Annotated in this window: 12 protein-coding genes and 1 pseudogene; 2 read left to right on the top strand and 11 right to left on the bottom strand. The window is 55.8% G+C overall.

Annotation, left to right across the window (positions count from 1 at the left end; all coding sequences use genetic code 11):
• Positions 1-21 precede the first annotated feature (21 nt).
• A complete protein-coding gene (gene trpE / locus ABTW62_RS02290) occupies positions 22-1,506 on the top strand; it encodes an anthranilate synthase component I (RefSeq protein ID WP_430902956.1) in 1,485 nt (494 codons plus the stop codon).
• A 204-nt stretch (positions 1,507-1,710) separates the two neighbouring features.
• Here the strand turns inward: trpE and ABTW62_RS02285 are convergent, their stop codons facing one another.
• The 11 genes and pseudogenes from ABTW62_RS02285 to ABTW62_RS02235 form a co-directional block, all read right to left on the bottom strand.
• On the bottom strand, positions 1,711-1,956 hold the full coding sequence (locus ABTW62_RS02285; RefSeq protein WP_430902955.1) for a S4 domain-containing protein: 246 nt from the start codon (positions 1,954-1,956) through the stop codon (positions 1,711-1,713).
• Positions 1,957-1,994: 38 nt separating this feature from the next.
• Positions 1,995-2,867 carry a carbon-nitrogen hydrolase family protein gene (locus tag ABTW62_RS02280; RefSeq protein ID WP_430902954.1) on the bottom strand — a complete coding sequence of 291 codons (873 nt, stop codon included), beginning with the start codon at positions 2,865-2,867 and terminating at the stop codon, positions 1,995-1,997.
• Entirely contained in the window at positions 2,864-3,523 is a 660-nt protein-coding gene (locus ABTW62_RS02275; protein ID WP_430902953.1) for a GNAT family N-acetyltransferase, read from the bottom strand. The genes ABTW62_RS02280 and ABTW62_RS02275 overlap by 4 nt, the downstream gene beginning before the upstream one ends.
• A gap of 796 nt (positions 3,524-4,319) precedes the next feature.
• On the bottom strand, positions 4,320-5,576 hold the full coding sequence (locus ABTW62_RS02270) for a tetratricopeptide repeat protein (RefSeq protein ID WP_430902952.1): 1,257 nt from the start codon (positions 5,574-5,576) through the stop codon (positions 4,320-4,322).
• Positions 5,573-6,280, bottom strand: a complete 708-nt coding sequence (locus tag ABTW62_RS02265) for a TonB family protein (RefSeq protein ID WP_430902951.1) — start codon at positions 6,278-6,280, stop codon at positions 5,573-5,575. The genes ABTW62_RS02270 and ABTW62_RS02265 overlap by 4 nt, the downstream gene beginning before the upstream one ends.
• Complete coding sequence (locus ABTW62_RS02260; RefSeq protein ID WP_430902950.1) at positions 6,277-6,684, bottom strand: ExbD/TolR family protein; 408 nt, start codon at positions 6,682-6,684, stop codon at positions 6,277-6,279. The genes ABTW62_RS02265 and ABTW62_RS02260 overlap by 4 nt, the downstream gene beginning before the upstream one ends.
• 10 nt (positions 6,685-6,694) lie before the next feature.
• Positions 6,695-7,198 carry a MotA/TolQ/ExbB proton channel family protein gene (locus ABTW62_RS02255; protein ID WP_090414230.1) on the bottom strand — a complete coding sequence of 168 codons (504 nt, stop codon included), beginning with the start codon at positions 7,196-7,198 and terminating at the stop codon, positions 6,695-6,697.
• 5 nt (positions 7,199-7,203) lie between these two features.
• Positions 7,204-8,556: a MotA/TolQ/ExbB proton channel family protein gene (locus ABTW62_RS02250; protein WP_430902949.1), complete on the bottom strand. Its 1,353-nt coding sequence runs from the start codon at positions 8,554-8,556 to the stop codon at positions 7,204-7,206.
• On the bottom strand, positions 8,553-9,335 hold the full coding sequence (locus ABTW62_RS02245) for a DUF3450 domain-containing protein (RefSeq protein ID WP_218132797.1): 783 nt from the start codon (positions 9,333-9,335) through the stop codon (positions 8,553-8,555). Before ABTW62_RS02245 ends, ABTW62_RS02250 begins: the two co-directional genes overlap by 4 nt.
• 268 nt (positions 9,336-9,603) lie before the next feature.
• Positions 9,604-11,022 (bottom strand): annotated as a pseudogene (locus ABTW62_RS02240) (TonB-dependent receptor domain-containing protein).
• Positions 11,023-11,080: 58 nt separating this feature from the next.
• The gene (locus tag ABTW62_RS02235) at positions 11,081-11,713 is read right to left on the bottom strand and encodes a hypothetical protein (RefSeq protein ID WP_430902948.1); all 633 of its coding nucleotides are present in this window, start codon (positions 11,711-11,713) and stop codon (positions 11,081-11,083) included.
• A gap of 311 nt (positions 11,714-12,024) precedes the next feature.
• On the opposite strand from ABTW62_RS02235, the gene ABTW62_RS02230 reads away from it, so the two are divergent.
• A complete protein-coding gene (locus tag ABTW62_RS02230) occupies positions 12,025-15,201 on the top strand; it encodes a hypothetical protein (protein WP_430902947.1) in 3,177 nt (1,058 codons plus the stop codon).
• The last annotated feature ends 185 nt before the right edge of the window (positions 15,202-15,386 follow it).

The raw sequence follows: 15,386 nt of genomic DNA, 5'->3' as shown, positions 1-15,386 counted from the left end.
CATTTCCATTGTCTTGCACTTATGGATCGATATGTCACTGAAAGCGAATTCAACAAACTCGCCGCACAAGGCTACAATAGAATTCCCCTGGTTCTGGAAACCTTTGCTGATTTAGACACACCGCTGTCCGTCTACCTCAAACTGGCCAACCAGCCCTACTCCTATTTACTGGAATCGGTATTAGGCGGCGAAAGATTCGGGCGTTATTCCATCATTGGCCTGCCAGCAAAAACCCGTCTGGAAGCTTATGTCAATCACATATGCATCATTTCGGATAACGAAACAAGCGAGCTCGATACCGACAATGCCCTGGATTTCATTGGCGATTTTCTGACCCGCTTCAAAGTCGCACCTTATGCCGGATTGCCACGCTTTGTTGGCGGCCTGGCCGGTTATTTTGCCTACGATACCGTGCGTTATATCGAGCCGAGGCTGGCTGGCCATGCACGGCCAGACACCTTGCATACACCGGATATCTTGCTGCTGCTCTCGGAAGAACTGGTTGTCATGGACAATCTCTCCGGCAAACTCTATCTGATCGTCTACAAGGATCCTGCCGCGAGTAATGCCTATCCGTCGGGGATAAAGCGCCTAAAGGAATTGCTGCAAAAATTGCGGGCACCGCTGTCGATTCCCGTCGAGCAGCCCAGCTCGTCGGCTGCAGCCGTCTGTGAATTTCCGGAAACCGGTTTTCTGGCCGCGGTAGATAAAGCCAAACGCTATATCGTCGAAGGCGACATCATGCAGGTCGTGCTGTCGCAACGCACCAGCAAGCCCTATTCGGCATCGCCGCTGGCATTGTATCGCGCGCTGCGCAGCCTCAATCCTTCGCCCTACATGTTCTATTATCATCTAGGCGATTTTCATGTCGTGGGCGCCTCGCCGGAAATCCTGGTCAGGCTGGAAAAAGACACTGTAACGGTGCGTCCGATTGCCGGCACCCGCCCACGCGGCCGCGATACAGAGGAAGACCGGGCACTGGCAGCCGAGCTGCTGGCCGATCCCAAAGAACGGGCCGAGCACATCATGCTGATGGATCTGGGGCGCAATGATGTCGGCCGGGTGGCCCAGACCGGCAGCGTAAAAGTCACCGAAAACATGCAAATAGAATATTATTCACATGTTATGCATATTGTTTCCAACGTCGAAGGCAAGCTCAAACCGGGTCTGAACGCCCTCGACGTGTTGCGCGCCACTTTCCCTGCTGGCACGGTCAGCGGCGCACCCAAAGTCAGGGCGATGGAAATCATCGACGAACTGGAAATTTCCAAGCGCGGCATCTATGCCGGTGCGGTCGGCTATTTGGGTTTCGATGGCGACATGGATCTCGCCATCGCAATTCGCACCGGGGTCATCAAGGATGGCGTCCTGCATGTGCAGGCAGGCGCGGGCATTGTCGCGGACTCGGTTCCTCAGAATGAATGGATCGAAACCCAGAACAAAGCCAAGGCATTGCTGCGCGCAGCGGAAATCGCCGAAAATGGTCTCGACAGCAAGCTGGATTGATCTGGATTTTACTTCCCTGCGATTTTCAGCAGGGTGTATAAAGCGCAGGACAATCGCTCATCGGTTCGGTTTTATGGTGAGCAAGCGTACCCTACGCATGATCGTTGCTACCGCTGAACATGTGCAAGGCCCATTTCATGCACTACGCCGAGACTGGAAATAGTCCAGAGACCCGATTTTGACTGCGCAGATCGGCTAACAGCCTTATTCGACAACAAGCGCCACGCTTTCGGGCAGGAATTGCCCGGGCTTGGTTACCCGCTCGCCGTCAGCGCGCACCCGGCCGGCCTCGATCAATTGCCGGGCGCGGCTACGCGATAGTGCCAGTGCACGCGCCACCAGCAGCGCATCGGCCCGCTGCCTGCCCTGCGGGCGCTCAACCGACTTGTGCTCCCGCTCGGGCTTGGGTTGTGGGCGCCGGCTGCGGGCATGAAAAGCGTTCATCGACATCGTGGTGGGTCCGGGTAAAACATGATCAGAGTGAAATTTTACTTGATTGGCGTAACTACAACTTCATTGTCATAGACATCATGACGCTTGTCATAAAGTGGAATGGTGGTACCGTTGACACGATTCTGGGTCAAGTCGTCGAGGTTGACATCGGCAATGATGATCTGCTCCACATTGGGCGTGCCCTCGGCAGCGATGCCATCGCGCGAAAAGGGAAAGTCCGATGGCGTAATGATGCTTGCCTGGCCGTAATGCACACCCAGCCCCTCGACAGGCAAGTTGCCCACGGTGCTGGTCATCGCCACATAGACCTGGTTCTCGATCGCGCGCGCATGGCAGCAATAGCGCACCCGCAGAAAGCCCTGGCGATCGTCCGTGCATGAGGGCACGAACAGGATATCGGCGCCCGCCTCGCATACCATGCGCGCGAGCTCGGGGAATTCGATGTCATAGCAAATCAGGATCGCGATCTTGCCATAGGGGGTATTGAATAGATATAGCTGGTCGCCAGCGGCGGTATCCCACATCTCGCGTTCCCAGCGGGTGCGGTGGATCTTGTCCTGCTCGTGCACTTCGCCATCCGGGGTAAACAGATAGGCGGTATTGTAGAGCTGGCCATCGCGCAGTGTCGGGTGACTGCCACCGATCAGAAAGACCCGCCAGTACTGGGCCAACTCACGCATCAGCTCAACATAGCGGCCGGTGTAGTCGTGCATGTTGCGCACAGCATTCAGCAACTCGCGCGTATCCATGAAGGACAACAGCTGAGTGGTAAAAATCTCGGGCAGCAGCACGAAGTGCGGGCGGTAACCGCCCGCAGCCTGCATGACGAAACGCACCTGGTTTTCAAACCCCGACCAGTCGTGGATCTGCCGCAGCAGATACTGCACAGCGGCGATTCTGACTATCATAGAATGTCCTCCTCGGGAATGCGGGTCGGTTTGTCAGGGTCATAATCCGGATTGCGCCAGACAATCAGCGAAGCATTGCCGCCGGATTCTCTATCCTCGGGCAAATAGCCTTCGATCACGCCGCAATAGTCGAAACCTTCGTGCAACTGAAAACCGAGCACCGGGTCGTGAAAATCACCCCATACCACGCGCTTGGCGTAGTCCTCGGCACTCATTTCGGCTGCGTGCACGTGATAACCCGGCAGACGGCCGCAGGCGATGATGCGCCGCAGATTCATCGCGCGGCACAGCTCGCGCCGCCCCTCGTAAAGCGCATGCCCGAGGCCTGCGCCGCGTATATCGGGATCGACAAACACCTCGGCACCATAAAGCGTCCGGCCTTCCGGATTATGGTTGTCGAAAGTGCCCGAAGCGGTGATTTCTTTCCAGGTATGCGCATCGCACCAGTCGTCCCAGGCCACAATCAGGGAGCTCGCACAGCCGACGATACAGCCGTCACGCTCGGCTACAATCTGTCCCTGGGGAAAGATCTCGATCTGATGCTCGAATTTGGTCGGTGACCACGGCGGCATACTTGGCGGGTAGGATTTTTTCTGCAGCGCGACAAGCGCCGGAATGTCGTATGTCCGGGTATGGCGGATAATGGCTGTGGGCATGAGGGCTCCTGCTGCAGTATTGTTTGCGTGACAAAAAATGACCTGCCTATGGTTTGTCAGCTTTCCATGCCGCCCGGAATCAACTGCACGGGCTGGAGCGTGCAGTGCCTGGACCCGATGGCAGCGCCACCAGCAGGTTTAGAAACTGTTTGGAAATGCTGATGAACTTTAGGAGTCGCTCATAAATAACTGTAACACTTGGATCGCATCTGGCGGGCGCACTGCGGCGTTACTCGTCGTCGCCATAGCCTTGCTATGACTCCTCCTCTCGCCTTGCATTGCATCCCGCCAGACGCGCCCAATTGTCACACTTATTTCTTCATGTCTCCTTAGGGCGTTTAGTGATTGTACCGTAGTATGGCATCTATCGATGCGAACGGCTTTTCCAAACCGGCAAACACCTTGGCAAGTCATTAGGCATCTAGCCCAACGTCAATCCGGCCTACGGCGGCCAGTTGTCACACGGCAGAAGCCGGTGCACAAGTGCACCCTACGGGGCGGCTGCTCCACTGCTGGTTTTGATAACCACGAATGCACACGAATGATTGAGTAGTGATGTTCACAGGGTTGGGGTTTGTCATGACGAAGCCCAACGGGCTGTGGCCATCCAGATGCTTTTCGGCAACCCTATCGTTACAGCTGCCAAAGCGCCGAGCAAGCTGATCTGGAATTGACGTTTCCAAACAGCTTCCTGGCAAAGGGCATAACAAACCGGCCCGCTCTTTTTAACACAAAAGCCGCGTCTCATGAAATAGCGGCGGTGGGACGGATGCTCAAGTTATTCATTAACGAGCCCTTACCACATTCTTGAAATCTCGACCGAATACTGATACATGTGCGTATATTTTGGACGGTCTATCCGCTTCAACCAATAACTCGCTTCATGCTTGACATTTTCCACTTCCAGCAGCGGCTCCAGCACTTGCCGTGCCAAAGCCGCATCATCTGTTTTGAAAGCGGCAATACCCAACCACAAACGCGCCTGATGCACGCGTCTCAGGCCACCCTTGCGCAGACCCTGCTGAAAATGTGTTTTCGCAGAGCGCCAGTCGTTGCGTTGCATGGACAGGCGGCCCAACATCAGAAAATCCTCCCCATTCGGTGCCAGAACCGCCGCTTCCGCCAGCACCTGGGCAGCCTGGCCATTTTCACGGGCCAGCCGCCAGCAACTGTACAACAATTTAAGATGCTCGTAATTGCGGACCAGCCGTTGATTGGCCATCTCGGTTTCCAGCAAACGGGCCGCCTTGGCGGGCAGACCCTGTTGCGCGTTGAGCCTGACTAACTGCAGGATATCGCTCTGCTTGGCCTGGCCGGCATAGTAGGCCAGCATCATGGTAGCCAGCGCCTGGTCATAACGGTTCTGATGCGCGTACAGGCTGCTCAGATAAAGCCACCATTCACGTTTTTGCGGGGCATCCGCTACCAGTCTTTTAACCAAGGGTTCGGCCTTTGCATACGCCTTGCGATCAATATACAGCGACAGCAACAGCTGGATAATGGCCGGTGACGATGCCTTGTGCAAGGCCGCTGCCTGCTCGAGATACATAATCGCCGTATCCGGCCTGTTGGCGCGGTAGGCCGCATAGCCGGCCATATAATAAACATCCGCATCCACTGCAGAAGCTTGTTGCAACCATTGCGCGAGGTGATCGATGCTTGCCCGGTAGTCTTCCAGATAGAAGGCTGCCTGGCCCGCGAGCGCATGCAACCCATGCACCGCATCATCGTCCAGCAATCCGGACTTTATCGCATCCAAAGCCGCGCCTAGCGCAGCGCGCGGGTTGTCCGATCCGGCATGGGCATAGGCCAGATATTGCAGCACCACCGCTTGCTCGTAAGCATTGTCCTTGATTCGATCCTGCAATCCGCTGAGCGCCTGGCGGGCACGTTCGGCCTGCCCCTGACGCAGAAAAGCATCGGCCTGCTGCAATACCTGAAAGGTCGCATTGCTGACCCCGTTTTCCTGCGACCAAGCCGGGGCAGTGTAAACCTGCACCAGCATCGCCAGCGCAATCATTCGCACGCCGGCCAGTAAAGTCAGTCGCTTCATCTGTTCAAACTGAAAGTAAAGACCTGCCGCACCCGGACATCGACCGGGTTACCCTGATCATCGCGGCGCGGCTGAAAACGCCAGCTGCGCACCGCACGCACCGCGACCCGGTCAAACGCACCCGCAGGGCTGCTGTTAATCACAATCGGGTCATTCACTTTTCCCTCCTTGTCGACGATGAATTCCACCAGCACCTCACCTTCCACCCGGCGCAAGCGCAATGGCTCGGGGTAGGCCGGCTGACTGCGCGCGATAGCTGTCAACTCATCCGCCATAATGAAAGCCGGCGCGGAGGGCACCCCCATTCCAGTGCCTGGAATACTGGCCAGGGCACCAGTTTTACTCCGGCCGCTTCCGACCACAGCAGGCAAGGACGGGCCCGCAGCCATATGGGAGCGCATGCTCGGCAGATCGATTTTCAATGCCGGCACCGGCAAGGGCAAAGCGCGCAAATCCTCAGCGGGCGCCGTTGGCTGTGGCAAGGGCTCAGACAGCGACACCGGTGGCTGAGGTTCGGGCGGCACGGCTTTCTGCGCTCTGGGCACTATTTCCTGCTTTGTGCGGGGCCGGATAAAATCAAAAAATTGCGCATCGGTGGTAACAATCCACTCTCTGTCCTGTTCAGCAGTCACCATTTGTATCATGAACCAGAACAACAGCAAGTTAATCACACATGCTGCCAGCAGCGTCAATGCAAACTTCATGGTTCCTCGGTGGCGGCAACCGCGACGCGAGCGATTCCCGCCAAGCGCGCCTGGTCGAGCACTTGCATGACAATACCGGTCTCCGAACGCTTGTCGGCGAGAATCAGGGCCGAGGCTTCCGGCGACTCGGCATGCAAGCGTTCGACATGGCCCCGCACCGCCCGCAGATCGATCTGCTGTTGCTCAATCCAGACCTCGCCATTCTTGGTCACAGCGATCAAAATACCGGCCTGATCCTGGCGTTCGGCAGTTTGTGCAGTCGGCCGATCGACTTCGACGCCGGTTTCCTTGACAAAGGATGAATTGACCGCAAAGAAGATCAGCAAAATAAAAACCATATCGATCAGGGGCGTCACATTGAGTCCGGCACCTGAGCCAGCAGGGCGTGTATGTCGGCGTTGCATGGTCATGCGCTCATCGGTCAGTTAAAAAGGTGTTGAATTGCTCATGGGCTGAACGAGCGCGAAACTCAAGATTGGCCGCAAAAAAATAGCCGGACAAGGCTGTGATCAATCCAGCCATGGTCGTAATCAGCGCTTCCGAAATGCCGGCTGCCATGCCGCGCGCATTGCCCGCACCAAACACATTGATCACTTCGAAAACCTTGATCATGCCGGACACAGTACCCAGCAGCCCCAGCAACGGCAGAATATTGGTCAAGACATCGACCGCTTTCAATCCCCGCAGTGCCTGTGCAAGATAGCGCGCAATCAGACTGTGCTTCAGCCGCTGCTCGCTCATGCGTCTGGATGGTGAACGGTTGCGCCACTGGCCGAGCAGTTCTGCCTGCAGCTGCGGCAATTGAAAATAAAAGAACCAGTAGCGCTCGATAATCAATGTCCACATCAGCATCGACACGGCCAGGATCGCCCATAGCAAGCTTCCACCTTGATCGAAAAAACTCAGTATCTTTTCCATCCCGCTCAGTGCTCCAGTAAAGTCTGGTCATACTGATCATATTGCTCGTACAAACGCGCACTTTGTTGATCGAGAATTTCAACAATCCGGTTCGCCTGGGCATGCAAAAGACTTTGCAGCAACAGCAACGGAATGGCAACCGCCAAACCGAGCTGGGTCGTTACCAAAGCATAGGATATCCCGCCAGCCATCAACTTGGGATCGCCGGTCCCAAACAGTGAGATCGACTGAAACGTTTCGATCATGCCGATCACCGTGCCAAGCAAGCCCATCAACGGTGTGACCGCCGCAAACACCGTCAGGGCAGTCAATCCAAAAAACAGGCGGCTGGTTTCCTGGCTGACCGCTTCATCCAGCCGCGTTGCCAACACCTCGCTGCTTTTGGCCCTGACAGCCTGAATACCACTCCTGAGCCGGCCCAGTGGGTTGTTATCAAGATTTTCCTCGCACGCCAATTGCTGTTTGATCCGATACCAGGTGGCACCCAGAAACAGTCCCCGCCACAGCACGATCAGCACCCCAGTCACCCCGATAATCAGAATCAGATAACCAATCGCGCCGCTTTGATTGACCCGTTCGATAAAACCGGGAGACTGAACCAGCAATGACAAAATCGCTCCCTTTGAGGGATCGACCGCCATCGCACGCCAGCCTTCCTCAGCCTGTTCCAGTGCCTGCGCCATGTTTTGATGACGGGCGGCCGGTTGCCGGGCCAGCTCGACCAGCTTGAGACTGTCTGGCAAAAAGCGTAAAAATTTGCCATCGGCAACAGCATTGAATGCCCCGATCCGGGTAACGGTCTGCGTTTTTTCTTCACCGTCCAGAGTGATGACCGGGCTGCTAAAGCGCGTCACCTTGCCCGTCTGATGCATTTCATGGATCAGCATCAACCATAGATTCTGCAAGGTTTCCATCGAGACCGAAGATTCCTGCTGAATGACTCTGGTCAGGATTGCCCCCCGTTCGGGAAATTGGGCAGAAATCATCGAGCGTTCCAGCAACGAGCCGATTTCAGCCGCATTTTGCTGCACCATTGCAAACAAATCATTCAGTTCGCCCGCCTGTGACGCAATCTGCCCATCCAACTCGGTCAGCCGGGTCTCGTTGGCCTGATAGGTATTGCGATAAGCATCGGCTTTTTTATTGCTGTCCGCCAACTCGTTGCGCAAAACCTTGAGTTTGGCTTGTTGCTGATCTCGTTCCTGAATAAACCGGGTTTCACGGGCTTGATCGAAGCGGATATCCTTGCCGCTTTCCTCGCGCACTCTGGCGACCAATTCATCCAGCGTGGCCGCTGCCAGCGCGGGCTGGCTCAGCACCACGCAGATTGTCACCACTGCCAGTCTCAACCATTTCATGGTTTCACCTCCGGTGCCGCAATCGGCAAAATAATGAGATCGGGCGGCGTCTGTTTCTTGGCCACACGCATGGCCTTATCGAGCGACTCGCGCAACGACGCATCCAGTGGCACCCATTGCCTGTCCGATGGCTGCCAGTAGCCGCCTTCATCCCCTCTGAGGGTCAGATAATACAAACCGACACGCCCCAGCCTCAGAAATTCGACCGAACGCGACTCGCCTTCGGCATCCAGGGTACCCTGATAGGCTTCCAGCGTATGTCCATATTCCGCTTCGATCCGATAGGCTTCCATGATGCGCCGGTATTTGTCGGGAATGGACAAGTCAGACCGGTGGATCAATTGGGACAATTGCTGCAAGCGCTGTTGCCGTTCGACGGGTAAAAATGGCGTGTCCAGTGCTACAAATTGCATCAGTATATCCACCATCCGCTGCAGAAAAGGCACGATCCGCTGCTGTATTTCGGCAATATCACGCAGCTGGGTTTCTTTTTTATGGATTTCATCTTTTTGATCGGCGATCAAACGCTCCATCTGGGTGTTGTAAGCAGCCAAGTCCTCCAGCCGAATCACGCTCTGCCGATATTCCTCCAGCAACGCCTGCGTCTGGTCATCCAGCTTGTCGATGCGCAGTTGTATTTGACTGCTCTGCTGCTGGGCGGATTGCTGTTCCCTCAATGCCCGCTCGACCGTGGCCTGCCCCCAGGCCGATGTAGTCAATAACAAGGTGCTGACCAGCAGCAACCGTAGCTTGAACTTGCACATTCGAATAGCTCTCATCAAGAAAATTTCCCTATACATCTAAGCTTTTTTGTAGTCTGGCCTGTTCGCAGGCCCACACAGGAAAATTCGCAATCAAATGACCCACGCCCGGAATCATTCCTCTTACGTTTCATGGTGCGCAAGCGCACCCTACGCCCATCATTCAATTACCGATTTCCCCGCAGGGTGCGCTTGCGCACCGACCAGCCGCGATGCCAGTGACCCGCCACCAATGGCACAATCATGCAACATACCCTGAATCATGAGTCATCAAATCAGATCACGGCTACCACTCATAATTCATCGTGACATAGAAATTTCTGCCGATGCCCGGCAGGCGTTCTCCGATGCCGATACCGCTCGCCACATTGTCAAGCGCGCGATTCAAACCATTCAGATGCACCCGATAGTCCTTGTTGAGCAGGTTTTCCACCCCTGCGCCCACCTGCAGGCCTCTGATAACTTCCACCTGGCTGCGGATATGCCATAACGCATACCCCGCCGTCGGGGGCTCATCATTGAATTTCGACACCTTTCTCTGCCGCCAGTAACCCACGACTTCGGTCCCCAGCGTCCATTTTGTCGATTCGTAGAACAACGACAGCAGGCCATTGAGCGGCGCAATACGGTAAAGATTGTCCTTGGCATCGTCGCGCTGGCCTCGGACATAGCTGAGTGTTCCATCCACCCGCCAATGATTGAGGAACCTGAAACCCGCCTCGACATCGCCGCCGTACAATATGGCATCGATATTGGCATATTGCAGCAAGGGCCGCTGTTGAGCGCCCGCGATTGCGAGCGCGTTGGGATTGGTCGTGGGGATACCCTGAATATAATTATTCACATATCGATAAAAAGCGCGCGGGGCAGCATAGAAAGTGCCCTGGCGCTAGGTCAGGCCCAATTCGCCCTGATAGGATGTTTCCGGCTTAAGATCCAGGTTGCCGATGTACAGGAAGCCATCGGCCAGTCCTCCCGTAGCATCCAACGGCGCCCATAGAAAGCGCTGCTGGTAGCTGGGTGAGCGGGTCTTGCGGGCAAAGCCCAATTCTATTTCCAGGCTTTCGGATAAATGATGGCGCACGATTCCGGTCAGGTCATAATTGACGTCGTTTCTCGAACGGCTCCGGTTGTTGAAGTTGTCGACCAGCGCGCGCCATGGTGCAGTCTGGAAATGGGCATCGACCCGTTCACTGTTCATCACAATGTAGTTGAGCCGGGCACCCAACTCGATCGTCCAGTCTTGCAGGGGTGACAGCGCATATTCACCGAAGAAACCGTAGCGGTCACGTTGCGCATCATTAAAATTCTTGATAAAAAACGCTGGCGCATCAGGATTCGTAATGGTCGCATTGTGGGTGGCATTGTCGCCATCCACACCCACCGTGGTCCTGCCACCGAGCAAGGGAAAATCGATCATCAGCCGGTAACCGAATCCGTCTGCGGTATTCCTGGAAAAGCGCTTGCCCGTGGCGGGTGTCCGTCTGATGCTGAAATTATCCATCGTGTGACGAACATCCTGGTAATTGAAAGCCGCCTTGATTCCAACCTCATCCCCGATTCTGCCCCGATAGCCAGCTGTCAACACCCCGCCCTCGGTCATGATGATATCCATGGGCAGCGCCGGGGTACCGGTCGGGCGCGTGAAGTTGTAGTTGAAGTCGACATCAAGCACATGCGCCTCGTGACGAAAACTATAACCCACTTCCGCTGCTTCGCGATCATGCCGGGTCGGAATATTTCTTCCACCGGGAAATTTAAAATCATCCCCGGTTTCCTTGCTGCCGTAGACATGCAAACGATGCTGCTCGGTCGCAATCCCATTGTAGAGAGCGCCATAGCGGCCATTGTTGACCCGGTTGAAACCGCCCGAGAACTTGCCGCTCCATTCCAGTGGCTCCCCTGCTTCGGTAAATTCCGGCCGCTTGGTTTCCTGAATGAATGATGGCGCCACCGATGGTTTCAATACCACTGCTGACGGGCGCGATGCCACGATTGACCTTCAACAAGCTGGTCATTGCCGCGGGCACATGACTCAATGGCGCATCCATGGCATTCGCGCAGGCTGACTTATAGTTCATTCCCTTGAAATCCACATTGATGCGATCGCCGCACATGCCTCGGTATTGCGCGATACCGGACAATGGTCCAAGCCCGCTCACATTGCCACCCGGGACACGCTGCAACAACATCGCCGCATCGTTGATTCCACCGAGCTCGGGCAAGATACCTGTCATATTGGGCCGGATGATCTCGCCATGAATCTCCATCCGTTCCAGCTCAATAGCCGCGTCTGCGGCCTGTGATGCGCCGGCCCAAGCATTCTGGAACAACAAAAAGGTGAAAACAGTCGTTATTGAACGTGAACGGGCAAACCCTGGCAGCGTGAATTTCATCGGCAGCAGTCAACAAAGAAAAGTGGAAGATATTGCGCCTTGGGCAAAGCGATATTCGAGGCAAACAGACTGAATACTCCCCGAGAAAATCAGCATCTGTAAAAAATGGCTATCGACAGCACAGCCATTCGCACGGATCGGATTTTAGAATGGTCTGCCCCGGAAGAAAATGCGACATATTGCCGCACCCCCTCATGCATACCGATCCTTCACTGCCGCTACGGCCAACCTTGTCACTTTGCGGGGTTGGGGTATGATATTGACAGACAGGCTGCCAGTGAATGCCGGAAATACTCACGGAGGGCCAATTTATGCCGATGAATATGGATAACGAGCCCCAGAAAAGTGGATGGATCAACCCGCTCCCCTTCATCATGCTGGTTCTGCTGGCAGGTGGCATGCTGGTCAAGAATATTCCGCTGGAAAGCTCCCGTCCGGCGGCCACCGAACGGGTCAAATTCGTGCCGATCGGCGAACAAAATGTCGAAGCCCGACTCTGGCAGGATCCATTCGCCGCCATCGAAGAACATGAAAAGCAGCTGGCGCGTCCGACCAGTTCGGCGCAACCTCTGACCGGCCAACCCGATGGCGCTTCCACCCCTGCTGCGCTGCAAGCCAAACTGGAAACGCTGCGCTCGCAATCGGTGGATATCAAAGTATTAGCCGTCAGCGTCTTTGGTGATTCCTACGCGGAATCGGCAGAAAGCCGGCGGCGCACCCGCTATGCCGTCATTTCCGCGCTCGGCTCTCATGATTTTTATCCGGAGTCTTCCAACGCGATCGGCTATTTGCGGCTACCCTGGCGACAATCCGAACCGTCCCCGATGCATGCCCCGGCCATTCAGCGCGAGAAACACCTGACCATCCCATTCGAATGGTTCAATCATAAAAACACCGATGCCAAGGTATTGCTGCTGTGGCTCAATGAGAGCCTGTATGCGCCCAATCTGGTTTTCGAAGAATTGCCCGCGCATTTCGGCGAATTGTCCCTCATCGGCCCAGCCGGATCGACCATGCTGCTGGCCCTCAGCGGCCATGCCAGCAAGCTCGATGACGCCTCCAGAACACGCATCAAGATTTTCTCTCCAACCGCCACCATTGATAATTGCGTTCTGTCCGAAGCATCCGGCCAGGAAATGTTGGCCGACAGACGCTTTGCATCCTGGCGCTGCTTTTCCTACAGAAACGAACATTTCCAGCGACTGCTGGCCGACAAACGCATTATCCGCACGATAGGCACCGATGATGTGCTCGCAGTGAGTCTGCTGTGGGAACTCTGGCAGCGCGGGATCAATCGCGAGCAACGCTGGACATTGTTCAGCGAACAGACATCCGCACCCTGTCAGGATGGGCTGGTGTTGATCAGCGAATGGGATTCTGCCTATGCCCGTTCGCTGACGAGAAATTTCTCGGAGAGTTTTGGCGCGCTCTGCCAAACCAGGAATGGCCACCCGTCTCCTCTGCGCAATTTCACATACCTGCGGGGCCTGGACGGCGCCCTGCCCGGGCTGGACAGCAAACCGACCACCAAAACAACGCGTAAAACCGACGACAGCCACGCCCAGAATCTGCGCGCTCAGTTGGATACAGCCGCCCCCGAACTGGCCGAGGGGCTCAGTCAATATGATTATCTGCGGCGCTTGGTCGATGAAATCGCGCTGCTGGACCGGGATCCCCAATTCGCCCCGCGCGGGATCCAGGCTATCGGCATCGTCGGTTCTGATGTATACGACAAGCTGTTAATCCTTCAGGCGCTGCGCAGCCGTTTCAAGGGAAAAATATTTTTCACCACGGATCTGGATGCCCGTTTCCTGCATGCCGACCAGAAAGACTGGACGCGTAATCTTGTGATTGCCTCCAATTTTGGCTTGACGCTGCATCCGCTGCTGCAACGCTCTGCCCTGCCATTCCGGGATGGTTATCAAACCTCGACCTACCTGGCCACATTGATGGCGCTGGCACCGCTTCCGCTGGATTACTGGGAGCAATCGCTCAGACAATGGCTCCGGCCAGCCATCTATGAAATCGGGCGTACGGCAGCGATACCGATTGCTTCACCGGCAGTGGACGACCTCATCAGATGGATCGATGGCATCGAACCCGACGGCGCCAGCCCGGTCATCGAACCAGCCCCCTGCGCTGACTGGACAACTTGCGAACAGATCGCGCCCCCCAGCCCGCTGGCGGCAACACCCGCCAGGCACTGGCTTCTGCTGTTGATCGGCGGTCTGCTCGCTATATGGGTCGCCATCAGCAGCCAGCGCTTTCAGAAAGCAATCAGCGCCATGATTCAGCGGCCCGCCCCAGCGGCATTACAAACCAGAATCGGTACGGTAGCTTTCTGGAGCCTGGTTCTGACAATCGTCACCCTGCTGACGATAATAATCGTGGGCAAGGCGTTGCAGCGCACCCTTGCACAGAGCACGGGCGAGCCGTTCATCTGGCTGGAAGGCATCAGCGTCTGGCCGAATCTCACACTGCGCTTTGTCGGTTTCATCACCGTGCTCGCCCTGATCCTGGCATTTCTGGTCCATACCAAACGGCAGGCGCAGGAGATTGCGCACCGTTTCGATTTGTCACTGCCCACCCCCTGGTCACTGGCCCGCAGCCGGCTGGCGGCCATCTGGAATGGCCCCAATCTGGATTTGACGACCTTCGATGCCAGAGGTCGTCCAGGGCCGCCCGCCTCGGAGCTCGATGTTTCAACCTTGTGGCAGAATTACCTGCGCGCCACCAACTGGCATGAACAGGGTGGCTGGATCGCCGCCTCGGCCGTGATAGTGTTTCTACTCAGCCTCATCACCTTCAGCATCTTCGACATCCCTTCATTTCCGCATCGAGGTGAACTGGTCAAGTCTCTGCACTACATCCTGCTGGGCTTAACCATTCCCCTGCTCTGGCTGAGTATCCTTTGGATCGGCTATGAAAATCGTGCCTGCACGCAGTTTGTCGAGGCGCTTGGCAAAGTTCGCCGCCTCTGGCCGGAATCACTCCTCAAACGGGAAGCCAGCGAAACCGGCATCCCCCAGGCCTATCTCGACCACTACCTGGGTTTCCAGTTGATCGTTGCCGCCACCCAGCGTATCCAGGCGCTCGTCTATCTGCCTTTCATTTCGCTTTTCTTCACAGTGATTGCGCGCAGCGATCTGTTCGACACCATGGATTTTCCATTACCGTTGTTGCTTATCGTCCTGGTCGCCTTGTTCTACACCTTGTATACCGCCAGACTGCTGCGCAAAAGCGCCGAAAACCTGCGCACCCAGGTTCTGACGCATTACGATCTGCTGTTACTGAAACAGGCCCAACCGCAGACACAAACGCAACCCCACCTCAGCACAGAACAAATCAACCGCCTGCTCAACCAGATCCGGGCCACCCGGCAAGGCGCATTTGCAGCCTTCTCCCAAAGACCGGTGCTATCAGCCTTGCTGCTGCCATTTGGTGGATTCGGCGGGACACAGTTGATCGACTACCTGTTCACTTTCTGAGCCCCTCAGGCAATCCTCAAACTAACCACGAATGCACACGAATAGACACGAATACTGAAAATCACTTCGGCTGGTTTTCATCCATAACCAGATCAGTCATCACGCATTCAGCCAGCCGTGCGACAAAATCCAACCAATGTGAGCATCACCGCCAAATAATTCGTGTCTATTCGTGTCCATTCGTG

It is taken from the genome of Nitrosomonas sp. ANs5 (genome assembly GCF_050584665.1).
Lineage (GTDB): Bacteria > Pseudomonadota > Gammaproteobacteria > Burkholderiales > Nitrosomonadaceae > Nitrosomonas.
The sequence above is the reverse complement of the archived record's forward strand: the minus strand, read 5'-3'. Positions and strand labels throughout refer to the sequence as shown.

Excerpts from the sequence above, each read along its gene's own strand:
- ABTW62_RS02235 (WP_430902948.1), bottom strand. The coding sequence starts at position 11,713 with ATGAAATTCACGCTGCCAGGGTTTGCCCGTTCACGTTCAATAACGACT.
- ABTW62_RS02255 (WP_090414230.1), bottom strand. The coding sequence starts at position 7,198 with ATGGAAAAGATACTGAGTTTTTTCGATCAAGGTGGAAGCTTGCTATGG.
- trpE (WP_430902956.1), top strand. The coding sequence starts at position 22 with ATGGATCGATATGTCACTGAAAGCGAATTCAACAAACTCGCCGCACAA.
- ABTW62_RS02245 (WP_218132797.1), bottom strand. The coding sequence starts at position 9,335 with ATGAGAGCTATTCGAATGTGCAAGTTCAAGCTACGGTTGCTGCTGGTC.
- ABTW62_RS02285 (WP_430902955.1), bottom strand. The coding sequence starts at position 1,956 with ATGTCGATGAACGCTTTTCATGCCCGCAGCCGGCGCCCACAACCCAAG.
- ABTW62_RS02280 (WP_430902954.1), bottom strand. The coding sequence starts at position 2,867 with ATGATAGTCAGAATCGCCGCTGTGCAGTATCTGCTGCGGCAGATCCAC.
- ABTW62_RS02265 (WP_430902951.1), bottom strand. The coding sequence starts at position 6,280 with ATGAAGTTTGCATTGACGCTGCTGGCAGCATGTGTGATTAACTTGCTG.
- ABTW62_RS02260 (WP_430902950.1), bottom strand. The coding sequence starts at position 6,684 with ATGCAACGCCGACATACACGCCCTGCTGGCTCAGGTGCCGGACTCAAT.
- ABTW62_RS02270 (WP_430902952.1), bottom strand. The coding sequence starts at position 5,576 with ATGAAGCGACTGACTTTACTGGCCGGCGTGCGAATGATTGCGCTGGCG.
- ABTW62_RS02250 (WP_430902949.1), bottom strand. The coding sequence starts at position 8,556 with ATGAAATGGTTGAGACTGGCAGTGGTGACAATCTGCGTGGTGCTGAGC.
- ABTW62_RS02275 (WP_430902953.1), bottom strand. The coding sequence starts at position 3,523 with ATGCCCACAGCCATTATCCGCCATACCCGGACATACGACATTCCGGCG.
- ABTW62_RS02230 (WP_430902947.1), top strand. The coding sequence starts at position 12,025 with ATGCCGATGAATATGGATAACGAGCCCCAGAAAAGTGGATGGATCAAC.